The sequence below is a fragment of the Achromobacter sp. E1 genome (assembly GCF_037039475.1).
In the GTDB taxonomy this organism is placed as follows: domain Bacteria; phylum Pseudomonadota; class Gammaproteobacteria; order Burkholderiales; family Burkholderiaceae_B; genus Achromobacter; species Achromobacter mucicolens.
The window spans coordinates 3,962,895-3,984,733 of sequence record NZ_CP146253.1 but is presented as its reverse complement, the minus strand read 5'-3'; the positions used below and the strand labels follow the sequence as shown (position 1 = coordinate 3,984,733).

The 21,839-nt window shown below is 68.0% G+C and carries 16 protein-coding genes; 2 read left to right on the top strand and 14 right to left on the bottom strand.

Translation table 11 applies throughout. From position 1 onward, the window contains the following. Window positions 1-95: 95 nt before the first annotated feature. Window positions 96-1,121, bottom strand: a complete 1,026-nt coding sequence (locus V6V88_RS18435) for a LacI family DNA-binding transcriptional regulator (protein WP_081100896.1) — start codon at window positions 1,119-1,121, stop codon at window positions 96-98. Window positions 1,122-1,338: 217 nt separating this feature from the next. Between V6V88_RS18435 and V6V88_RS18430 the strand changes: the two genes are divergently transcribed. Then, window positions 1,339-2,310, top strand: coding sequence for a tripartite tricarboxylate transporter substrate binding protein (locus V6V88_RS18430; RefSeq protein WP_338615910.1), 972 nt, complete (start codon window positions 1,339-1,341; stop codon window positions 2,308-2,310). A gap of 46 nt (window positions 2,311-2,356) precedes the next feature. Next, a complete protein-coding gene (gudD, locus tag V6V88_RS18425) occupies window positions 2,357-3,703 on the top strand; it encodes a glucarate dehydratase (RefSeq protein WP_223576240.1) in 1,347 nt (448 codons plus the stop codon). 66 nt (window positions 3,704-3,769) lie between these two features. On the opposite strand, the gene V6V88_RS18420 is transcribed toward gudD, so the two are convergent. From V6V88_RS18420 to V6V88_RS18360, 13 genes are all read right to left on the bottom strand, one after another. Next, the gene (locus V6V88_RS18420; protein ID WP_056323629.1) at window positions 3,770-4,660 is read right to left on the bottom strand and encodes a GntR family transcriptional regulator; all 891 of its coding nucleotides are present in this window, start codon (window positions 4,658-4,660) and stop codon (window positions 3,770-3,772) included. Window positions 4,661-4,665: 5 nt separating this feature from the next. Further along, complete coding sequence (pdxA, locus tag V6V88_RS18415; RefSeq protein WP_179689594.1) at window positions 4,666-5,718, bottom strand: 4-hydroxythreonine-4-phosphate dehydrogenase PdxA; 1,053 nt, start codon at window positions 5,716-5,718, stop codon at window positions 4,666-4,668. Continuing rightward, window positions 5,715-6,932 (bottom strand): D-threonate kinase, encoded by a 1,218-nt coding sequence (dtnK, locus tag V6V88_RS18410; protein ID WP_223576239.1) that lies wholly within the window; start codon window positions 6,930-6,932, stop codon window positions 5,715-5,717. Before dtnK ends, pdxA begins: the two co-directional genes overlap by 4 nt. Next, a complete protein-coding gene (locus V6V88_RS18405) occupies window positions 6,929-7,954 on the bottom strand; it encodes a 2-keto-3-deoxygluconate permease (RefSeq protein WP_081100895.1) in 1,026 nt (341 codons plus the stop codon). Before V6V88_RS18405 ends, dtnK begins: the two co-directional genes overlap by 4 nt. Window positions 7,955-8,108: 154 nt before the next feature. Then, entirely contained in the window at window positions 8,109-10,199 is a 2,091-nt protein-coding gene (locus V6V88_RS18400; protein WP_062839252.1) for a TonB-dependent siderophore receptor, read from the bottom strand. A gap of 304 nt (window positions 10,200-10,503) precedes the next feature. After that, on the bottom strand, window positions 10,504-12,261 hold the full coding sequence (locus tag V6V88_RS18395; protein ID WP_338615906.1) for an AMP-binding protein: 1,758 nt from the start codon (window positions 12,259-12,261) through the stop codon (window positions 10,504-10,506). Between the two features lie 29 nt (window positions 12,262-12,290). Further along, window positions 12,291-12,878 (bottom strand): chalcone isomerase family protein, encoded by a 588-nt coding sequence (locus tag V6V88_RS18390; protein ID WP_142054400.1) that lies wholly within the window; start codon window positions 12,876-12,878, stop codon window positions 12,291-12,293. Next, on the bottom strand, window positions 12,842-13,387 hold the full coding sequence (locus V6V88_RS18385; RefSeq protein ID WP_223576236.1) for a DUF4442 domain-containing protein: 546 nt from the start codon (window positions 13,385-13,387) through the stop codon (window positions 12,842-12,844). Before V6V88_RS18385 ends, V6V88_RS18390 begins: the two co-directional genes overlap by 37 nt. A 16-nt stretch (window positions 13,388-13,403) precedes the next feature. Further along, the gene (locus V6V88_RS18380) at window positions 13,404-14,603 is read right to left on the bottom strand and encodes an acetyl-CoA C-acyltransferase (protein ID WP_223576235.1); all 1,200 of its coding nucleotides are present in this window, start codon (window positions 14,601-14,603) and stop codon (window positions 13,404-13,406) included. 146 nt (window positions 14,604-14,749) lie between these two features. Beyond that, on the bottom strand, window positions 14,750-17,140 hold the full coding sequence (locus V6V88_RS18375) for a 3-hydroxyacyl-CoA dehydrogenase/enoyl-CoA hydratase family protein (RefSeq protein WP_338615905.1): 2,391 nt from the start codon (window positions 17,138-17,140) through the stop codon (window positions 14,750-14,752). A gap of 52 nt (window positions 17,141-17,192) precedes the next feature. After that, a complete protein-coding gene (locus V6V88_RS18370; RefSeq protein WP_056323651.1) occupies window positions 17,193-18,515 on the bottom strand; it encodes an outer membrane protein transport protein in 1,323 nt (440 codons plus the stop codon). Between the two features lie 61 nt (window positions 18,516-18,576). After that, window positions 18,577-20,544 (bottom strand): 3-hydroxyacyl-CoA dehydrogenase NAD-binding domain-containing protein, encoded by a 1,968-nt coding sequence (locus tag V6V88_RS18365; protein WP_223576233.1) that lies wholly within the window; start codon window positions 20,542-20,544, stop codon window positions 18,577-18,579. Further along, the gene (locus tag V6V88_RS18360; RefSeq protein ID WP_223576232.1) at window positions 20,541-21,833 is read right to left on the bottom strand and encodes an acetyl-CoA C-acetyltransferase; all 1,293 of its coding nucleotides are present in this window, start codon (window positions 21,831-21,833) and stop codon (window positions 20,541-20,543) included. The genes V6V88_RS18365 and V6V88_RS18360 overlap by 4 nt, the downstream gene beginning before the upstream one ends. Between the last annotated feature and the right edge of the window lie 6 nt (window positions 21,834-21,839).

Below are 21,839 nucleotides of genomic sequence, written 5' to 3'. Positions count from 1 at the left end.
CCTAGAGGCGACGCCCGCGGGCCGGAAGATCCGCGCGAGGATGCACGGTGTTGTCCGGACGACAACAATGCAGCTCGGGGAAGCGGGCGCGCCGCCTACGCGCTCTCGCGCGTCACGATGCGAAAACCGATTTCCACCACCGACTGCGCGGGACGTTGGCCGTTGGCGCGCAAGCCGATCATCTCGGCCGCCTGCGCGCCGATCGCGGCGCCGTCCACGTGGACGGAGGTGATGGCCGGAGACATCGACGCGGCGATGTCCATGTCGCCAAAGCCCATCACGGCCAGTTGCCCAGGCACGTCCAGCCCTTGCGCCGCGGCCTCGGTCAGCACGCCGGCCGCCATCATGTCGGAACTGCAAAACACCGCGTCGATGCCTTGGCCCGAGCGCTGCAGCGCGCGCAGCCCTTCGCGGCCTTGCGCGTGCGTCGTCGGCGCGGGCATGTAGTGCACCAACGGTTCGGGCAGGCCCGATTCCAGCGCCGCGCGAACCAGGCTTTCGGCGCGCAGCCGGGCGCGGTGGTCGTCGCCGCTCAGCACCGCCTGCCGCGTCTTGCCCGCGTCGCGCAGGTAGTGGCTGACGGCCGCGCCGATGGCCTCGTGCGACAGGCTAAGCAGCATGTCGATGGGCGCGTCCGTGGCATCCCATGTTTCGACGATGGGGATGCCCGATGCCTTGAGCAGCTGCCGGCCCTGCGGCGAGTGCATCACGCCCGTCAGCACGATGCCGTCCGGGCGCCGTCCGATGATGGCGCGCAGCAGCGCGTCCTCGCGGGGCGAGTCGTAGCCGCTCTGGCCCACCATGAGCTGAAAGCCCTTGGCTTCGAGCGACTGCGTCAGCGCGGTCAGCATCCCGCCAAAGAGCGACCCGGCGATCGAGGGCACCAGCACCATCACCAGGTTGCTGCGCGACAGGCGCAGGCTGCCGGCCATCAGGTTCGGCACATAGCCCAGCGCCTGGATCGCGGCGTTGACCTTGTCCAGCGTGGCGGGCGAGACCTGCTGCGGCGTGTTGATGGCGCGCGAAACGGTAATCATCGACACCCCGGCCGCTTGCGCCACCTCGCGCACGGTGACGTTGGCGCGCTCCGGGGAGCGGGAAGGGGAGTCGGCGGACGGCATGCGGGGCGGGTGCATCAAAAAGGGAGTCGAAAACGGCGGGGTGCAATTGGCGTCAAGCCTAACCGCAGACGCGCGCCTTGCGGGCCGGATGGTGTCAGGGTTTGTCCGGATGGCGAACCGTCTTCGCCCCGAAATATTCTAAAAAGCCGTCATGTTAACGTTAACAAAAGAAATGTTAACGTTAACGTAAATAAAAGAACCCAATCCGGAGACAGTAATGAAGACCAATGCGCGCAAGTGGATGCTTGGATTGACCCTGATGGCCGCCGCAGGCGCGGCGCAGGCCTGGCCGGACAAGGCCGTCACCGTCGTCGTCCCGTTCCCGCCCGGCGGCGCAACCGATTCGGTGGCGCGCGCGCTGTCCAACAAGCTGGGCGAACAGCTCAAGCAATCCTTCGTCGTGGAAAACAAGGCGGGCGCCACCGGCACCATCGGCGCGTCGCAGGTGGCCCGCGCCGCGCCGGACGGCTACACCCTGATGGTCACCTCGCTGGCCCCGCTGGTCGTGGCCCCGCACTTGATGAAGGGCATCACCTACGATCCGGCCAAGGACTTCACGTACCTCACCGTGGCCGTGCAGACGCCCAATGTGCTGGTGGTCAGCCCCAAGCTGGCGCCCCAGGTCAACAGCGTGCAAGACGTGCTGAAGCTGCTGAAGGACAAGCCGGCCGCGATCAGTTTCGCGACCTCCGGCGCGGGCTCGTCCGACCACCTGACCGCCGAACTCTTCTGGCAGAAGACCGGCACCAAGGGCCTGCATGTGCCCTACAAGGGCGGCGCGCCCGCCATTTCCGATTTGCTGGGCAACCAGGTGGACATGTCGTTCCAGAACGTGAACGCCGTGCTGCCGCATATCAAGTCCGGTAAGCTCAAGGCCATCGCCGTCACCGGTTCCAAGCGCTCGCCCGTGCTGCCCGACGTGCCCACCTTCGCCGAAGTCTCGGTGCCCGGCGTCGACGTCTATGCCTGGCAGGCCGTCGTGGCGCCCAAGAACCTGCCCGCCGACGTGCGCGACAAGCTGTCCGCCGCCCTGACCGCTGCGCTGAAGGATCCGGCGCTCAGCAAGCCCTTCACCGACATCGGCCTGGAGGTCGTCGCCAACTCGCCCGAAGCCTTTACCAAGTTCCAGCAGCAGGAAAGCGCCCGCTGGAAGCAGGTCATCGAGACCGGCGGCATCTCCGTGCAATGACGCAACGCGCCCGGCCCCGCCGGCCGGGCATTTTCAAGAAGCAATCATGACTCTTCACGCATCGCAAGCCTCCCAGACGCCCACGATTACCGGCATGCGCGTCGTGCCGGTCGCCGGCCAGGACTCCATGCTGCTCAACCTGAGCGGCGCCCACGCGCCTTATTTCACGCGCAACCTGGTCATCCTGACCGACAGCGCAGGCAATACCGGCGTCGGCGAAGTGCCCGGCGGCGAAAAGATCCGCGCCACGCTGGAAGACGCGCGCGCCATTGTCGCGGGCAGCTCCATCGGCAACTATCAGCACACGCTGAACCAGATGCGCCAGGCCTTCGCCGGTCTGGACAGCGCGGGCCGCGGCGCCCAGACCTTCGACCTGCGCGTGGCGATCCATGCCGTGACGGCCGTGGAGTCTGCGTTGCTGGACCTGCTGGGCCAGCACCTGGGCGTTCCCGTGGCCGCGCTGCTGGGCGAAGGCGTGCAGCGCACCTCCGTGCAGATGCTGGGATACCTGTTCTACGTGGGCGACTCGTCGCTCACGCCGCTGCCTTACCAGACGGCGCCCGACGCCGACGGCTGGTTGCGCGTGCGGCACGAAAAGGCCATGACGCCCGAGGCCATCGTCCGCTTGGCCGAAGCCGCTCATGACCGCTATGGCTTTCAGGACTTCAAGTTGAAGGGCGGCGTTTTGCGCGGCGAGGAAGAGGTCGAAGCCATCCGCGCCCTGCACGAGCGCTTTCCCGAAGCGCGCGTCACGCTGGATCCGAACGGCGGCTGGCTGCTCAAGGACGCGGTGCGTCTGTGCCGCGACCTGCACGGCGTGATGGCCTATGCCGAAGACCCGTGCGGCGCCGAAGGCGTGTTTTCCGGCCGCGAGGTCATGGCCGAGTTCCGCCGCGCCACGGGCCTGCCCACCGCCACCAACATGGTCGCCACCGACTGGCGCGAAATGGCGCATGCGCTGTCGCTGCAGTCGGTCGACATTCCGCTGGCCGATCCGCATTTCTGGACGCTGCAGGGGTCGGTGCGCGTGGCCCAGACCTGCCAGGCCTTCGGCCTGACGTGGGGCTCGCATTCCAACAATCACTTCGATGTGTCGCTGGCGATGTTCACGCATGTGGGCGCCGCTGCGCCGGGCCGCGTCACCGCGATCGACACGCACTGGATCTGGCAGGACGGCCAGCATCTGACCCGCAACCCGCTGCAGATCCGCAACGGCTACGTCGAACTGCCGCAGACCGGCGGACTGGGCATCGAGCTGGACATGGACGCGATTGAACGCGCGCATCAGCTCTACCTGCAGCATGGCCTGGGCGCGCGCGACGATGCGTCGGCGATGCAGTATCTGGTGCCGGGTTGGAAGTTCGACAACAAGCGGCCTTGCATGGTGCGCTGAGCGCATCAAAAAAAATCGGGGCGGCAATATGCCGCCCCGATTTGTTTCCAGCCAGCGTTCCGTGGTTCAGGACTGCCCGCGCAAGCGTTCCAGTTCCGCCGACAGTTCCGCCACCAGCGCCTGCGCGCGCGCCAGCGGATCGTGTCCGTTGACCGGCGCCTGCGGTTCCGGGGCGGGGTCATGCAGCCGCGGCTGCACGCTTTCGTGTCCCATGCTGACGTCCACGTCGAACACCAGTTGTTCGGCGCGGTGCCAGGTGGTGAACCATTCCAGCGGCTTGCCGTGCTGGTCCATGCCCTGGCCTTGCAGCATCAGCAGCGGCGTGCCGGTCTGCGTGTCGAGCAGCCTGGCGAGTTTGTCGTCGGCCGCGACGGCGCGGATCTGGTTGCGCCCCGCGCCGGGGCGCAGGCCGAACTGCCGCGTCAGCACGCCGTGCAGGGAGGCGTCGGCCAGATGGTCGGCGACGAGGCCCGGCACCGCGTCGGCGGGCAGCCAGGTGCGAACGTAGGCCAGCGGCGCTTCGGCCACGTGGCGCAGGCGTTCCAGCAATAACAGGCGGGTGGTGCCGAAGAACTCGGCCACGTCGGCGGGCGGCTCGGCCGGGCCCAGCGCCAGCACGCGCGTGCGCAGCGCAACACCGGATTGGGCGAACTGTTCGTAAAGACCGGTGGACCGCTGCACCAGGCGGCGGTGTTCCTGCGGCGCCGCCACGGTGGCGGGACGGCCGGTCTCGCGTTGAATGAGACCTTCGGCGGCCAGAGCCGCCAGGGCCTGGCGCACCACGCTGCGCGCCACGCCGAAGCGGTCGCAAAGCGCCGCCTCGCTGGGCAGCACGGCGCCTGCCGCGAGCTTGTTCGTGCGGATGTATCCGCGCAACCGCGACGCCACCTGGGCGTGCAGCGGGATGTCTCCCGCGCGGTCAAGATCGGGCAATGCGTCGTGCGTGGCGGGCGCCATGGGAATCAACCTCCGGTTTGTGCCCGCGCAGTTTCCCATACATGCGTCCAGCCCGGAGCCAGGTGCGCGGCGCGCTCGGCGGCCAGGATCAGGCTGTCTTCGCGCGCGATGCCCTTGCCGGCAATGTCGAACGCGGTGCCGTGGTCCACGGACACGCGCACGACCGGCAGGCCCACGGTGATGTTGACGCCGTCGTCGCCGTACACCGACTTGAAGGGCGCGTGGCCCTGGTCGTGGTAACAGGCGATCACGAACTTCCACTTGCCGCGGACGGCCTGCGGGAACAGCGCGTCGGCCGGGATGGGACCGGCGGCCAGGATGCCGGCGGCGTTGGCTTCGGCCACGGCGGGCGCCAGGATGTCCGCGTCTTCGCTGCCGAAGATGCCGTTCTCACCGGCGTGCGGGTTCAGGCCCGCGACCGCCACGGGTTCGTCGGCACGGCCCAGCGCGGTGGCGAACGAGCCGGCCAGTCGCAGCACGGCGCGCATGCGGGCAGGGTTCACGTCTTCGATGGCCTGGCGCAGCGACACGTGCGTCGTGGCGTGGAAGATATAGAGGTCGCCGGCCGACAGCACCAGCGAGAACGTCTTGACGCCGAACTCATGCGCCAGCAGTTCGGTGTGTCCGGGCCACTTGTGGCCGGCGGCGTGCATGGCGGCCTTGTTCAGCGGGGCGGTGACGATGCCGTCGATCTCGCCGGCGCGCGCCAGGGCGCAGGCCGTCGTGACAAAGCGGACCGAGCCGTCGCCGGCGTCCGCGCTGATCTCGCCCAGCTTCACGTGCGCCAGCGACGGGCCGGCCTGCAGGACTTCGATCAGGCCGGGGGTGTTGGTCGCGTCGGCCGGGCGCTCGATCTTGCGCACGATGGCAGGGTCGGCGCCCAGATTGCGCACCGCATTGGCCATGACGTCTGCATCGCCGACCACAAAGAGGCGCGCCTTCTGGCGCAGTTCGTCGTGGCCCATGAGCATCTTGGCCGTGATTTCCGGCCCGATGCCCGCTACGTCGCCCAAGGTCACAGCCAAGAGGGGCAGCTTCGCGGGAAGGGTTTGTGTCATCGCTTGAATCTCCTGTCGCGGATCGCGCGCACCGCGCGAACCAGTACGTCTTCGGTGCCAAAGCCGCCGGCCTTGGTCACCACGGGCAGGCCTGCGGCCGTGCCTCCGGTCAGCGTGCCCAGAGGCACGCCGCCCATCACTTCGTCCACCAGCGCGATGCCGTTGGCTTGCAGCGCCAACAGCACGCTGCGCGCGCCGTCGCCGCCGGTGGCGACCACGCCGGCCGCCCGCGAGGCGGCAATCAATTGCGCGGCCAGGCTGCCGAGCCGGTCGGCGACCTTGTCGGAATCCAGGCCGGCGCGCTGGCCTTCGGGAGCCAGCAGCAGAATCGTGCCGGCGTCCAGCGGGGCCTGCGCGTGCGCCTGCAGCAGCGGCTGGCTCCAGGCCTGCCATTGCGCTTCGTCAGCCAGTTGCTCGAGCGACGGGCGCCAGGTGTCGGCGCCCGCAGCCTGCAGCGCGGCGGCTTGGCCGCGCGCGGCGCTGTGCTGCGAGGTCACCACGACCACGACAGGCGCGGTCTGGTCGGCGCCCGCCCACACGCGGGCAAGCGGCACGGCCAGGCCGCCCGCGCCCACGGGCAGGGCGCGCTCGCCCAGCAGCCCGACGGCGCGCGCCAGCCGTTCCAGGTCGTCATCGGTGGCGGCATCGACCACCACGGTGGCGCCGGCCTGCGCGATGCGCGCGGCCAGCGTTTCCGGCGTGTCGTCCGCCAGCGGCGCCACGTGGGCGCTGCCGAGCAAGGTGGGGATATGGCTTTCGGTCACCGGCGTGACCGGGTCGGTGGCCGCCGAGGTCTCGGTGACCGGCTTGCCGTTCACATACAGAATGCCTTGCTCGACCGTGCGGCCCGTGGCCGGAAAGGCCGGGCAGACCACCGCGATGGCATCGTCGCGCCAGGCGTCGCGCGCCGCGTCGATCTCGGCCTTGAAGGCGCCGCGCAGGGTCGAATCGACCTTCTTGTACAGGCGCGACACGCCGGCTTCACGCAATTGCCGCACGTTGCGGCCGATGACGCCGGCGGCATCGGCGGCGCTGAGCGCCCGGCTGTTGGTCGTGACGGCCAGCACCTCGACGTCGTCGTGCGCGGGACCGGCCAGGGCCTCGTCCGCGCCGCCGATGGACAGGTGCGTGCACCAGCCAGCCCGCACGAATTGCACGGCGGTGTCGCCGGATCCGGTCAGGTCGTCGGCGACGATGGCGATGGCGGGTTTCACAAGGCCTCTCCGCGGGCTTCGGTCAGGGGCGGGGCAACGGTGGCATCGGCGTCCTCGGACTTGAGCTCACCGGCGCGCTTGAGGAACCAGGATGCCAGCACCGGGGCCAGAATGGAACTGATCAGCACGCAGGCCGCGACCTGCGCGGTGGCGGCCGACACGTATTGCTGGAAGTTGGGGTCGGCTGCCGCGACCACGGCGGGCGTGGCGATGGCGTTGCCGGCGGTGGTGCCGGCCGCAAAGCCCAGGCCGCTCTTGCCGCCGCGGCGCAGGATCAGGCGATAGCCCAGGTAGACCAGACCGCCGGTGATGGGGCTGATGATCAGACCCAGGATCAGACCGCTGATGCCGCCGCTGACGACCGCGCCCAGATTGATGCCGGTGCCCAGGGCAAAGGCGAAGAACGGGATGACGATATTCGGCACGGGCTTGAGCACGTCGCGCCACTTCGGGTCCAGGTTGCCCACGACCACGCCCAGCAGGAAGGGCACCAGCGCGGCCACCAGGGCGATCATCGGAATGTCGGCAAGGCCAGACGCGCCCAGGAACAGCAGGCTGAAGAAGGGGCCGTCGTTGACCGCGCTGGCCACATATGCGCCGCGGTCGCGGGCATCGCCGTACTGGCCGGTGTAGGCCAGCCACAGGCCGCCGTTGCTGTTGTCGAAGGCAGCCAGCAACGCCAGGATCGACACGCCCCACAGGCCGTCAAGACCGACGTAGCTGCCCAGGATGATGATGAGGGTGGCAGGCACCAGCGTCTTCATCAGCAGGATCGTGCCGGCGGTGGCCAGGATGGGACCGCCCGTGCGGGCGTTGACGTGCGTGCCGGTCGCGAAGATCAGCAGCGCGATCAGCGGCAGTGCGCTGTTCTTGAAGAGAGCAGTGGTGAAGCCGCCGATGGCGAGAGCCTCGGGGGCAAAGGTGCCGATCAGGGAACCCAGGATCAGCGGCACCAGCATCAATCCACCGGGGATTTTCTGCATCGTGCCAAAAAAGGGCGAGCGGGTAGTTGCGGTCGACACTATCGGGGTCTCCAGGACGATTTTTCTGGGTTGCAGACGTTCATATGCGCGTCTGTCGGACGGTTGAAAAAATCGTAGTGTACACCTGTACGTACAGCATGTACGTACAGGTTGACCCGAGGTGTCCGTCCCGGATATGGGGACGGTTTGACCGTCAGAAGCGGTAGGCGCCGCTCAACATGACCGTGCGGCGCGCGCCGTAGAAGCAGTCTCCGCGGTCCAGGCACACCACTTCATACGTGCGGTCCGCGATGTTGTTGACGTTGAGCGCGTAGCGCCACGGTCCGTTCGTGTAGCTGACCATCGCATCGAACAGCGTCACCGACGGCGTTTCCGGCGCGCCGCCGTCGCGGAACTTGGACAGGAAGCGGGTGCCGGCGCCGACCGCGAAGCCGGGCTGGCCCGCGAGCGTGAAGCGGTATTTGCCCCACAGCGACGCCATGTGCTTGGGCATGCCCTCAAGCTGCGGATCGATGTCGGTGTAGATGTAGTTGGCGATCACGTCCACATTCTGGGTGACGCGGCCGCGCATCTCCAGTTCGACGCCGCGCGTGCGCGTCTTGCCTGCCTGGATCTGGTTGTTGGGGTTGTCCGGATCGTTGGTCTGGCGGTTGCTTTCGCGCAGGTCGTATGCCGCCGCCGTGAATTCCAGGTCGGCGCCGGGCGGCATGTACTTCAGGCCCACTTCCCACTGCTTGCCGCGCATGGGCTTCCAGCGCTGGTTGTAGAAGTCTGCGCCCGCGATGGGGGTGAAGGACTCGCTGTAGCTCACGTAGGGCGACCAGCCGTTGTCGGCCGCGTACATCAGGCCGAAGCGCTTGGTGGTGGCCTGGTCGGTTTCCTTGTCCTGGCCCTCGGTCGTGCTTTCGACACGATCGCGGCGGATGCCCGCCAGCAGAATCCAGTTCTTGTCGAACGTGATCTGGTCCTGCGCGTAGAAGCCAATTTGCTGCTGCCGCTGCTTGGGCGTGTCGGTCAGCGTGTAGTCCGGCGCGTTGCCGTATACCGGGTGGTACAGGTTCAGCGGCGATCCCAGCCCGCTGTCGGACTGGCTGGTTTCGCGGTAGCGCGTGTAGTCCATCCCGACGATGACGGTGTGCTGCGTGCGGCCCCAGTTCAGCTTGCCTTCCAGGTTCTGGTCGGCCAGCAGCGTGCGCATGCGGGGCTTGTTGATGTAGTAGTAGCGGTCGACGGTGGTCTGCGCGGCGTCGATGTACGAATCGCCGCGACGGTCGCCATAAACGTTCGGATAGAGCGACTTGTAGTCGACGCTGCTGACCGTGTTGCGAAAGCTCTGGCGGACCTTCCAGGTGTCGTTGAACTGGTGTTCGAACAGCCAGCCCACGTTGAATTGCTCGGTGTCGTAGGCGTCAAAGCCCGGCTCGCTGGCGAAGCGGCGCGTGGGGATGCGGCCGTTCGGATTGTGGTCGACGGTGCCGCTCCAGGGCAGGAACGATTGCGTCGTGCCGGAGCGGTCTTTCTGCCACGAGGCCTGCAGCGTGAGCGAGGTGGCCGCGCTGGGCTGCCACGTGAGCGACGGGGCAAGAAACATCCGGTCGTCCTGCGCGTACTGCACCTGCGTGTCGCTGTCGCGGCCCAGGGCCACCACGCGGTACAGCCACTGACCGTCCTCGGTCAGCGGGCCGGTGATGTCCGCCTGGATTTCGCGGCGGTTGAAGTTGCCCAGCTGCACGCCGATTTCGCCCTGCTGTTCGGCCTGCGGGCGCTTGCTGACCAGATTGACGATGCCGCCCGTGCTGCCCTGTCCGTACAGCATCGACGCCGGGCCGCGCAGCACCTCGACGCGTTCCAGGCCGTAGACCTCGGTGCGCGGGTTGTTGTAGTTGAAGAACTGGCGCAGGCCGTCCAGGTACTGCACGGGCTCCACGCCGCGCACGCGCACGTAATCTCCGCGGTTGTCCACGCCGTAGGCATTCGGACGCACGCCAGCCGCGTAGTTCATCGTGTCTTGCACGTTCTGCGCGCCCTGGTCGATGATCTGCTCGCGCGGGATCACGGTGATCGCTTGCGGCGTCTCGGACAGCGGCGTGTCGGTCTTGGTGCCGGTGGCGCTGCGCCGGGCCACGTAGCCGTCGACGGGGCCGGTGGCGGTCTCGCCAGTGCCGAGGACCTGCACGGCGGGCAGCGTGGCGGGCTGCTCGGGTTGCGCGTGCGCGGCGCCCGCGCCCAGGCAGGCGGCCAGTGCGGCGGCGGCGGGAACACGGGGGCGCAGCCGCGCGCGCAGGGCGGCCGGAGTGTGATGGCGTTTCAAAAGGATCTCCCCACTGGCGCGGCTAAGGGCGCGTCCAGTTACTCATAGAAATAACAACGATAACTATTATTAATTGTGTTGATGAACACAGCCAATAGCGAACGTCGGGGAAGATGTAAAAAAAGCCCTGCGGCAGCGCGGGGCTTTGGGAATTGCCGAAGAAAAGCCTTGCGAATTCAGCGGGTTGACGCGCAGAACCGCGCCCGGGCCCGACGCGGGCGCTGTTGCCCGCGTGCGACAGTGCCGCGTGGGCGGAAAGGCGGCGCGCCCGCGGCGATCAGTCCTGGCCGGTCGCCTGGCGGGTGATGGCGGGAGCGGGGGCGTTGTCGATGGCGTCGGTCGCCGCGTGGGGCGCATTGGCCGGCGCCGCGCCTTGCGCGTCCGGACGCAGTTCGCGCCGCAGGATCTTGCCCACGGTGGTGCGCGGCAGATCGTCGCGGAATTCGATATACCTAGGCACCTTGTACCCCGTGAGCTGCGTGCGGCAATGCGCGATCAACGTGTCCGCGTCCAGCGTGGGATCCTTGCGGATTACGTAGAGCTTGACCGCCTCGCCGGAGCGCTGGTCAGGCACGCCCACCGCCGCCACCTCGCGCACGCCCGGGTGCAGCGCGGCCACGTCCTCGACTTCGTTCGGGTACACGTTAAAGCCCGACACCAGGATCATGTCCTTCTTGCGGTCGACCAGATAGACATAGCCCGACTCGTCGACATAGCCGATGTCGCCCGTGCGCAGGAAGCCGTCCGGGTACATGACCAGCGCCGTCTCGTCCGGCCGGTTCCAATAGCCCTGCGTGACCTGCGGGCCGCGCACGCAGATCTCGCCGTTTTCCCCGACCCCCAGTTCGCGGCCGGCGTCGTCGCGGATCGACAGGTCGGTGGAGGGCACGGGCAAGCCGATGGACCCGTTGAAGATCTTGGTGTCCAGGGGATTGATGGTGACGGCGGGCGACGTTTCCGTAAGCCCGTAAGCCTGCGCGATCGACACGCCCGTCGCGGCGCGCCAGCGTTCTGCGACCGAGCGCTGCACCGCCATGCCGCCGCCCATCGTCAAGCGCAGCCGCGAGAAATCCAGGTGGGCAAAATCCGAGTGGTTGAGCAGCGCGTTAAAGAGCGTGTTCACGCCTGTGAATGCCGAGAACGGCACCTTGCCCATCTCTTTTATCAGCCCCGGAATATCGCGCGGATTGATGATGAGCAGGTTGCTTGCGCCCAGTTTCATGAACGTCAGGCAGTTCGCCGTCAGGGCGAAGATGTGATACAGCGGCAGGGCCGTGACGATGCATTCCTCGCCGTCTTTCACCAGGGGCCTGACCCAGGCGTAGGCCTGACTGACGTTTGCCACCAGGTTGCCGTGCGACAGCATGGCGGCTTTGGCGACGCCGGTCGTGCCGCCCGTGTACTGCAGGAATGCCAGGTCGGCAGCCGTGAGCGGCACGTCGGTGAACGGCAGGTCGCGGGCCTGGCGCAGCGCATCGCCCAGTTTCTGCGAGCCGGGCAGCGACCACGCCGGCACCATGCGCTTGACGTGCCGCACGGCAAAGTCCACAAGACGACCCTTGATGGGACCCAGCATCTCGCCGATGGAAGTCACCAGCACGCGTTCGATTTGCGTGGCGGGCAACGCCTTTTGCAGCGTGGCCGCAAAGTTGTCCGCGACCACGATGGCGCGCGCGCCCGCATCGGCAAGCTGGTGTTCAAGCTCGTGCGCGGTGTAGAGCGGGTTGCAGTTCACCACGATGCAGCCGGCGCGCAGGGCGCCGAAGAGGCAGACGGGATACTGCAGCAGATTGGGCATCATCAGCGCGACGCGGTCGCCGCGGCCAAGGCCGTTCGCGTGCAGCCATGCGGCGAAGCGTCGCGTCAGCGCGTCCAGTTCGGCATAGGTGATCGATTTGCCCATGCTGATGTAGGCCGTCTTGCCGGGAAAGCGCCGGAAGCTTTCCTGGATGATCGTCACCAGGGTGGTCGCGCTGTCGGTCCCGATCTCGGCGGGCACACCGTAGGGATAGCTCTTGTGCCAGATTCGTTCCATGTCTTGCGGTTCCGTTGGGGCGCGAGGCCCTAGTTGCCCAGCAGGGCTTTCTTCAGGGAGGCCTGCGCGGGGCTGTCGCCCAGCCAGACGCGAAGCAGGGCGCGGGCGAAGGCGGGATCGTCGATGCGCCCGCGCGGCTTGCCGTTGCTGGCAATGGCGACGCCGCGGGCATCGAAGTCCAGATCGATGACGTCGCCCTCGCGCGCGGCGCCAATGTCGCTCATCAAGCGTGACAGGCGCTCGGCGGGCGCTTTCAGCGCGGCAAGTTCCTGCGAGGTCGTATTGTCTCGCAATCCGTCCTGCAGCGCGCCGTCCAGGCTTTTGCTGTCCACGTCGCGCAGCATCCGCAGCCGCATGCGGCGCGGCTGCGTGCTGTCAATGAGTGCCGCGGCGTCGTGGCTTTTCGTGGTGACGTACAGCGCGGCCACGTAGACCTTCACGACGAAACGGGTGCGCAGGCCCGCGCCGTTCAGCGTCAGCGCCTGGCTGCCTTCGGCAAGCTGTTCGGGCACGCGCACGCCGGCAACGTCCACGTCGGCAAAGGCGGGCGCGCCCGCCAGGCAGGCCGCGAGAATCAGGCTCAGGGCGGCGGTGCGCCCTCCGGGGTTGAAACGCATTTGTCACCTCCAGTGTTCTTCTGCTTGTAGAACTTCTTGTCTGCGATGTAGATCGTGCGTTCCACGACGGCGTACACGACGTCGTCCTTGTCCTTCAGTTCGACCGTATAGGTGCGGGTCGTTTCGTGGTGCGTGGCGAGCAAGCGCCGGATTTCGGCGATCTCGCCCGGCGGCAGCCGGAAGTCGACATACAGCGTGGTGTAGGCGGGCTTGCGGAAACGGATGGAGGCCGCCTTGTCCCAGACGATGTGATCCGGGCCCAACGCCGACATCAGCATGGTCGGGTGGGCGCCGTCGGTTACCGCAAAGAGCGAGCCGCCGTACATCGAGCCCACGATGTTGCGGGTGCGGCGCAAGAGCGGCAGCTTGATGCGGATGTGCTGAAAGTCCGGCGACACGTGCAGCACGCGGCCGCCGGTGGCGCGAAAGGCCGGATGCAGGTTGAAGCCCACCCGCATCAGCCGCGCGCGCCACTGGGGCGACAGGTTCTTGAACCAGTAGGGCTTCACGCTGGCCGCCGTTTGGTTACATGGCCTCGAACAGGCCGGCCGCGCCCATGCCGGTGCCGATGCACATCGTGACCAGCCCGTATTTGCCGCCGGTGCGGCGCAGCCCGTGCGTGATCGTCGCGGTGCGGATCGCGCCCGTGGCTCCCAGCGGGTGGCCCAGCGCAATGGCGCCGCCCAGCGGATTGACCTTGGCCGGATCCAGGTTCAGCTCGCGGATCACGGCCAGCGACTGGGCCGCAAACGCCTCGTTGAGCTCGATCCAGTCCAGCGCGTCCTGCTTGATGCCGGCGCGTTCCAGCACCTTCGGGATGGCGGCGACAGGGCCGATGCCCATGACCTCGGGCGGCACACCGGCCACGGCAAAGCCCACGAAGCGCGCCAGCGGGCTCAGGTTGAATTCGCGCAGGATGCGATCGGACACCAGGATCACGGCCGCCGCGCCGTCCGACATCTGCGAGCTGTTGCCCGCCGTGACGCTGCCGCGCGTGGAGAAGACCGGCTTGAGCCGCGCCAGCGCTTCCAGACTGCTGTCGGGACGCGGGCCTTCGTCGACCTCGACGAGGCGGCGCGCCACGCGCACCGCGCCGCTGGCGCCGTCCGGCAGGTGCGTGACGACCTCAAAAGGCGTGGTCTCGGCGCGGAAGTGGCCGGCGGCAATCGACGCGCAGGCCTTCTGGTGCGAGGCCAGCGCAAAGGCGTCCTGATCCTCGCGCGACACCTTCCAGCGTTCGGCGACCTTTTCGCCGGTCAGGCCCATGCCGAACGCCATGCCGATGTTTTCTTCGTGAGCGAAGATGGCTGGGTTCATGGACACCTTGTTGCCCATGATCTGCGGCATGGCGCTCATGGATTCGGTGCCCGCGCCGATCATGATGTCGGCCTCGCCCAGCCGAATGCGGGCGGCGGCATCCGCCACGGCCTGCAGTCCCGACGCGCAGAAGCGGTTGACGGTGACGCCCGCCACGCTTTGCGGCAGGCCGGCCAGCAGCAGGCTGATGCGGGCCACGTTCATGCCCTGTTCGGCCTCGGGCATGGCGCATCCGGCGATTACGTCGTCGATGCGGGCGGCGTCCAGCCCGGGCGCCTGCGCCAGCGCGCCGTTCAGCGCGGCGGCCAGCATGTCGTCGGGTCGGGTGGTGATGTAGGCGCCATTGCGCTTGCCCACGGGCAGGCGCGTGGCGGCAACGATGTAGGCGTCTTGGATCTGCGTGCTCATATCCATTTCCTCAACTAACAATAGCGAGATATATCAATCGGACCCCCCGCGCAAAATGGTCTCCCACAAGCGGGGCCGCGCGGATCCGGCTTTGCCGGTCCGCTTGCGGCGCCCCTGGGGGAAGCGCCGCAGGCGCCTGGGGGGGATCAATTCCGTAGCGGCTTGCCGGTTTCCAGGGTGTGGCGGATGCGCGCTTGGGTCTCGGGCGTGCGCAGCAGCGCCACGAATTCCTTGCGCTCCACGGCCAGCAGCCATTCTTCGTCGACCTTGGTGCCGGTCTCGACCTCGCCACCGCACAGCGCGACGGCCGCGCTGCGGGCCACGCGGTAGTCGTGCGCGCTGATCATGCCGCCTTCGCGCATGTTGACCAGCACCATCTCGAAGTTGGCGATGCCGTTGCGGCCAGCCACCGGCACGTTCTGCAGCCGGGCGGGCGGCGTATAACCTGCCTGTGCCGCGGCGCGCGCCTGGCCGATGGCCACGTACAACAGTTCGCCGGGATGGAACAGCACGATGTCGTGTTCGCGGGCAAAGCCGGCCTCGATGGCTTCCAGTGCGCTCTTGGCGACCTGGGCCATCGCAATGGTCTGGAAGACCGGTTGCAGGTAGGGGAAGACTTCGCCGGGCGTGGCCGTCTTGGCCGCCAGCGCCGCCGCACGCGCGGCGAACTCCTTGCTGCCGCCGCCCGCCGGAATGAGGCCGACGCCGGCCTCGACCAACCCGATGTAGCTTTCCAACGCCAGCACGCGGTGCGAGGCGTGCATCAGGAATTCGCAGCCGCCGCCCAGCGCCATGCCCTGCACCGCGGCAACGGTCGGGATCTGCGCGTACTTGAACGACTGCGAAGCCCGCTGGAATTTTTCGACCGTGGCTTCCAGCATGTCCCACTGGCCCGCCGCGCAGGCTTCAACGACCTGCTGCAGGTTGGCGCCCACCGCAAACGGCGCGTCGTGCCAGATGACCAGGCCGTCGAATTCACGTTCGGCCTTGGCCACCGCCTGCAGCACGCCTTCCAGCACCTCGGCGCCCAGCGTGTGGTTGCGCGAAGTGACCGACAGGATGGCGATGCCGGCGTCGACCTGCGGCAGATTCCACAGGCGCACGCCTTCGTTTTCCCAGACCGTGACGCCGCGGTCGTCGGCGGCTTCGCCCACGACGCGTTCCGGGAACAGCTGGCGCGCGTACACCGGCAACGTCAAGCGTGGGTGCAGCTTGCCCGTGCGGGCGGAGTACGAGCCTTGCGGCGCATGCACGCCCTGGCGGTCCGGCTCCAGCACCCAGGCGGGCAGGGGCGTGTCGCTCATGGCGCGGCCGGCGGCGATGTCCTCGGCCACGGCGGCGGCGATGGCCTGCCAGCCCGCGGCCTGCCAGGTTTCGAACGGGCCTTGCGACCAGCCGAAGCCCCAGCGCATGGCCAGGTCCAGGTCGCGCGCGTTGTCGGCCACGTGCTCGAGCTGCACGGCGCTGTAATGGAAGATGTCGCGGAACAGGCTCCACAGGAATTGCGCCTGCGGATGCTCGCTGGCGCGCAGGGCGGCAAAGCGCTTGGCCGGATCGCGTTCCTTGAGCAGCGTGGCGACTTCATCGGCCAGCTTGCCCGTGCCCGGCGCGTAATCCTGCTTTTTCAGATCCAGCACCTGGATCTCTCGGCCCTGCTTGCGGTAGACACCCGCGCCGCTCTTTTGGCCCAGCGCGCCCTTGGAGATCAGGGCCGACAGCCAATCCGGCAGCGCGAAGTACCGGTGCCAAGGATCGTCGGGCAGGTTCTTTTCCATCGTGCCCACCACGTGGGCCAGCGTGTCCAGGCCCACCACGTCGGCGGTGCGGTACGTGGCGCTCTTGGGGCGGCCGATCTTGGGACCGGTCAGCGCGTCGACTTCGTCGAAGGCCAGGCCCAGCCGCGCGGTATGGTGCATGGCGGCCAGGATCGAAAACACGCCAATGCGGTTGGCAACGAAGTTCGGGGTGTCCAGCGCGCGGATCACGCCCTTGCCCAGCGCGGAGGTCAGCCAGGTTTCCAGCTGGTCCAGCACGTCCGGTTGCGTGTGCGAGGTGGCAATGATCTCCACCAGGCGCATGTAGCGCGGCGGATTGAAGAAATGGATGCCGCAGAAGCGGTCGCGCAGCCCGGCGGGCAGGGCGTTGGCCAGCGCGTCGATGGACAGGCCGGACGTATTCGAGGCCACGATGGCGCCGGGCGCCACGTGCGGCGCGATGCGCTCGTACAGTGCCGTCTTCCAATCCATGCGCTCGGCGATGGCTTCGATGACGAGGTCGCAGCCGCTCAGGCGGGCGAGGTCGTCATCGTAATTGGCGGGCGTGATGAGCGTCAGGCGCGAGGCGCCGGCCAGCGGCGCGGGTTCCAGTTTTTTCAGGCCGGCCAGCGCCTTCTTGACGGTGCCGTTGCGGTCGCCTTCGCGGGCGGCCAGGTCGAACAGCGTGACCGGCACGCCGGCATTGGCCAGGTGGGCGGCGATCTGCGCGCCCATGACGCCGGCACCCAGCACGGCGACGTTTTTGACGACGAACTTGCTCAAGGGAGTCTCCTGAAAAAGCGGGGGACGGCGCGCGGCCGTCCCCCGTTCACGGCTAGAAGCGGGACGAGAGTTGCAGGCCGAGGATGTGGCCGCTGCTGTCGTAGGTGCCCGCGACACGGCCCTTGGTGGCCGCGCTGCCGGACGTGGTGTCGATGTCCGTCTTGCGCAGGTACAGATAGGTGTAGCCCAGGTCGATCGTGGTGTCCTTCGTGGCGGCCCATTGCACGCCGGTCGAGAACCAGTAGCGGTCGTTGTCGGGCAGGGACGTGGGACGGTCGGCGGCGTCATGCACCGGCGACTGATCGAACGCCAGGCCGAACTTCCACTTCCAGGCGGGGGCGAACTTGTAGTTGGTGCCCACGGCAACGCGCCAGGTATCGCGGAAGTTGAGCGGCAGCACATCGTCGCGCGCGCCCGGACCCGAGTTCTTGATCTTCAACTGGGGGATGCTGCTCCAGCCGGTCCACGACACGTCGCCCAGCAGTTCCCATTTTTCGTTGAGCTGGTGCGTGGCGCTAAGAATCAACGTGTCGGGCAGGTCGACGTTGGCCTTGGCATCGAACGACACGGACTGGCCGGTGGGGCCGATGTTGTCGATGTCGGTGTCGCCCTTGGCCGAGTGCTTGATCTTCGAGCGGTACGACAGGCCGATGCGCGTGTCTTCGGTGGGTTGCAGCATGAAGCCGACGTTCCAGCCCCATGCATCGCCCTTCAGGTTCAGGTCGGCGTCGCCATTGGTGGCCAGCGGCAGCCCCGCGATGGGCACCACGGTTTTTTTCTTGTAGGTGGCGTCGATGTGTTGCCAGTTCACGCCGAAGCCCATCGAGAATTTCTCGTTGACCTTGTAGGCGATGGACGGGTTGACGTTGATGGTCTTGATGTCGAACTTGTTCGAGTGGTATTGACCGACCCAGCCGTCGTCGTATTCGGTCATCAGGCCGAACGGTGCGCCGACGCCCAGACCGATGTACCACTGCTCGTTCAGTTGCCAGGAGGCGTAGAGGTTGGGCACGACGCCCAGATGGCCCGCGTCCCCGCCATTGCCGCCGGTGGGAACCGAACCGTTCAAGCCCGATCCGGGAATGCCCGGCGCGCTGGGGTTGCGGCTGTTTCCGTTGTCCGAAAACTTGAACGACGGTTTGATCAGGTTTACCCCGCCGGAGAAATTAAGGCCCGGCAGATAGGTCAAGCCTGCCGGGTTGAAATACATGATGCTGGCATTCTCCGGGTTTGCCGCCGAGCCCGCATACGCGTTGCCCAGGCCGCTGGCGTTCTGCTCCAAGAGCTGAAAACCGGCGCCGTAGGACGTTGCGGATGCGCCCAGGCCGACCAGGATGGCCGACAGGGTGCTCAGGGACAATGGACGTCTGCGCATGGTACTGCCTCCTCGAGTTGGATGTGTGTCTCTCTTCCACTGCCGGCCTGGTTTCGCCGGTCTAATCGGCGCGAGCCGCTGTGCTGCGGTCCTGCTTGGTGCTGCCTGCTTCGTAATGCAAGGGGCCTCCCGTGAATGGCGCGAAGCCCGTCCCAAAAATCACGCCCGCGTCGGCCAGATCGGCGTCGGCCACGATGCCGCCCGCGACACGTTCCCGCGTGGCGTCGATGAGCGGCTGGATCAGGCGCTGGGCCAGGCCGGCGGGCGCGGCGGCGGGGTCCGCGCCGCGCTGCTTGACCGGCTTGCCATCGCGCCAGGTGTAAAAGCCTTTGCCGCTCTTTTTGCCCAGCTCGTTGCGCGCCAGGCGCTCGGCCAGGCAGCGCGGCGGCTCGGCGCCGCCGGCCAGTTGCGCGCCGGCGTCGCGTGCGATGTCCAGGCCCACGGTGTCGGCCAGCTCCAGCGGCCCCATCGGCATGCCGAAGGCCACCATCGCGGCGTCCACGGTTTTCGGCGCGACGCCTTCGTCCACGCTGCGCATGGCCTGCAGCATGTAGGGTGCCAGCACCGCGTTCACCAGGAAGCCGGGCGCGCTCTTGACCGGCAGCGCCAGCTTGTCGATCTGCCCCACAAAGGCGCAGGCGCGGGTCTGGGCGTCGGGGTCGCCGCCTTGCGCGTGCACGACTTCCACGAGCGGCATCTTGGCCACGGGATTGAAGAAATGAATGCCCACCAGGCGCTCCGGCCGCGCCAGGCCTTCGCGCAGCGTTTCAAGCGACAGGCTGGACGTGTTGGTGGCCAGCAGCGCATCCGGCTTCATGCGCGGTTCCAGCGACCGGTACAGCGCGCGTTTGGCGTCGGGCTGTTCGCTGATGGCCTCGATGATGACGTCGGCCAGCGGCACGCCGTTGCCTTCCGGGTCCGGCACCAGCCGGTCGAAGGCGGCGCGCGCCAGGCGCGGATCCTTCAAACGCCGCGTGTAAAGCGCTGCGGCGCGCTTGAGGGCCGGCGCGATGCGGGACATCTCCTGGTCCTGCAGGGTCACAGTCATGCCCTTGTACGCGCACCAGGCGGCAATGTCGCCGCCCATTACGCCCGCGCCCACCACGTGCACATGGCGCGCGGGCGCAACGCCGGGCTGCTTGCCGTTGGCCTTCAGACGCTCTTGCAGGCGGAAGACGCGCAGCAGATTGCGCGCCGTGCCGGACGAAATAATGCGGTCGATGAGGTCGGGCGCCTTGAGCGCATTGCCGCCATGCTTTTCCCAGATTTCCACGATGGCGGGCGCGGCCGGGTAATGGCCCAGCGGATCCTTCGCGGCAATCTGCTTGCGGGCGCGGTTGGCGACGATGGCTTTCAGCGGCCAGCGGTTCAGCAACGCGCCCAGGCCGCGCGCGCGCCGGGCGGGCTTGCGCGACAGGACCGTCTGGCGCGCCGCGGTCAGCAGCAGGCGTGGCGGCACGCGCGCGTCCACCAGCCCCAACGCGGCCGCGCGGCGGGCATCGGCGCCGCGGCCGGTCAGCATCATGTCCAGCGCGGCCGGCGCGCCGATCACCTGCGGCAGGCGTAGCATGCCGCCCCAGCCGGGAAAGATGCCAAGCATGACTTCGGGCAGCGCCAGCGAGGCGCCGGGCTGGTCCGCCACCAGCCGGTAGCGGCAAGCCAGCGCCAGTTCCAGGCCGCCGCCCAGGCAATGCCCCTGGATCAGCGCCAGCGTCGGATAGCGCACGCCAGCCAGGCGGTTCATGAGATTCCAGCCGCGCGACACCAGCCCGCGGGCCTGCTCAGGCGTGTCCAGCGTGGCGAACTCGTTGACGTCCGCGCCCACGATGAAGCCCGTCGCCTTGCCGGACTGGATGATGAGGCCCTGGGGCGGATCGCGGTCCAGCGCGTCAAGCACGACCGAGAGTTCGGTCATGGTGTCGGCCGACAGAGCGTTGACCGCGCTGCCCGCGCGGTCGAAGGTCAGCCAGGCGAGCCCGTCGGGGTCGCGGTCCAGGCGCCAGTGGGAAAGCGTATCCAATGTCGTCATGGGCGGTCCTCGTCCAGGGTTTCGACCAGCATCGCGCCGCCTTGGCCGCCGCCGATGCAGATGGCCGCCATGCCGCGCCGGGCGCCCCGGCGCTTGAGCGCATGCAGCAGATGCAGCACGATGCGTGCCCCCGAGGCGCCCACCGGGTGCCCGATGGCAATGGCGCCGCCGTCGACGTTGAGCCGCGCGGGGTCCAGTTCGCCCCAGGCGGGCGTGCCGAAGTTTTCCTGGCAGTAGGCCTCGTCCCGCCACGCGGCCAGGCAGCCTAGCACCTGCGCCGCGAAGGCTTCGTTGATCTCCCACAGGTCCAGGTCATTCAAGCCCAGCCCATGGCGCTGCAGGATCGGCGTGGCCGCATGCACGGGGCCCAGGCCCATGATCGCGGGATCCAGCCCGGCCCATTGCGAATCGACGATGCGGCCCAGCGGGCGCAGGTTCCATTTGCGCACGGCTTCTTCCGAAGCCAGCACCAGCATGGCCGCGCCGTCGGTGACTTGCGAACTATTGCCTGCGGTGATGTTGCCCCACGGCTTGTCGAACACCGGCTTGAGCTTGGCCAGCTTGTCGGGCGTGGAGTCTTCGCGCACACCGTCGTCCGCGGCGTGCAGCGTGCCCTGCATGTCGATGACCGGCGTGACCTCGGGCATGCCGGCGGCGCGGGCCGCCAGCGCGCGCTGGTGGCTGCGCGCGGCGTACGCATCCATGGCGGCGCGGTCGATATTGAACAGCGTGGCGACGTTCTCGGCGGTCTGACCCATCGACAGGCCCACAACCGGGTCCGTCAGGCCCTTGAGCAGGCCGATCACGGGCGCCAGGAGCTTGGGCCGGAATCCGCCCAGCGCCTTGAGCTTGGCGCCCACGCCGCGCGCGGCGTACCAGCGCGACAGCGAGCGCACCATGCCGTCCGAAAACAGCACCGGCGCGCGCGACAGCGCATCGGTGCCGCCGGCCAGCACCAGGTGCGACCGGCCGTTCTGGATGTTTGCAATGGCCGAATCCAGCGCCTGCATGCCCGATGCGCAGTTGCGCATGACGGTCCAGCCGGGCACCCGATCGCCGCAACCGAGCCGCAGCGAAATCACGCGGCCGATGTTGACCTCTTCGGGCGAGGGCGCCGCGCAACCCACGATGACCTCGTCAAGGTCGGTGGGCGCGTAGGGCTGGCGCAGGATCAGGGCGCGGCCGGCCTGCACCGCCAGATCCCCGGCGGAGAAGGGGCCCGGGCCCGTGCGGGCCTTCAAAAAGGGCGTGCGTGAACCGTCGACGACGTAAACCGGTTTGAATGCCATCCGCTA

Excerpts from the sequence above, each read along its gene's own strand:
- V6V88_RS18420 (WP_056323629.1), bottom strand. The coding sequence starts at position 4,660 with ATGGCGCCCGCCACGCACGACGCATTGCCCGATCTTGACCGCGCGGGA.
- gudD (WP_223576240.1), top strand. The coding sequence starts at position 2,357 with ATGACTCTTCACGCATCGCAAGCCTCCCAGACGCCCACGATTACCGGC.
- V6V88_RS18430 (WP_338615910.1), top strand. The coding sequence starts at position 1,339 with ATGAAGACCAATGCGCGCAAGTGGATGCTTGGATTGACCCTGATGGCC.
- V6V88_RS18390 (WP_142054400.1), bottom strand. The coding sequence starts at position 12,878 with ATGCGTTTCAACCCCGGAGGGCGCACCGCCGCCCTGAGCCTGATTCTC.
- V6V88_RS18365 (WP_223576233.1), bottom strand. The coding sequence starts at position 20,544 with ATGACGACATTGGATACGCTTTCCCACTGGCGCCTGGACCGCGACCCC.
- V6V88_RS18370 (WP_056323651.1), bottom strand. The coding sequence starts at position 18,515 with ATGCGCAGACGTCCATTGTCCCTGAGCACCCTGTCGGCCATCCTGGTC.
- V6V88_RS18435 (WP_081100896.1), bottom strand. The coding sequence starts at position 1,121 with ATGCCGTCCGCCGACTCCCCTTCCCGCTCCCCGGAGCGCGCCAACGTC.
- V6V88_RS18360 (WP_223576232.1), bottom strand. The coding sequence starts at position 21,833 with ATGGCATTCAAACCGGTTTACGTCGTCGACGGTTCACGCACGCCCTTT.
- V6V88_RS18380 (WP_223576235.1), bottom strand. The coding sequence starts at position 14,603 with ATGAGCACGCAGATCCAAGACGCCTACATCGTTGCCGCCACGCGCCTG.
- V6V88_RS18395 (WP_338615906.1), bottom strand. The coding sequence starts at position 12,261 with ATGGAACGAATCTGGCACAAGAGCTATCCCTACGGTGTGCCCGCCGAG.
- pdxA (WP_179689594.1), bottom strand. The coding sequence starts at position 5,718 with ATGACACAAACCCTTCCCGCGAAGCTGCCCCTCTTGGCTGTGACCTTG.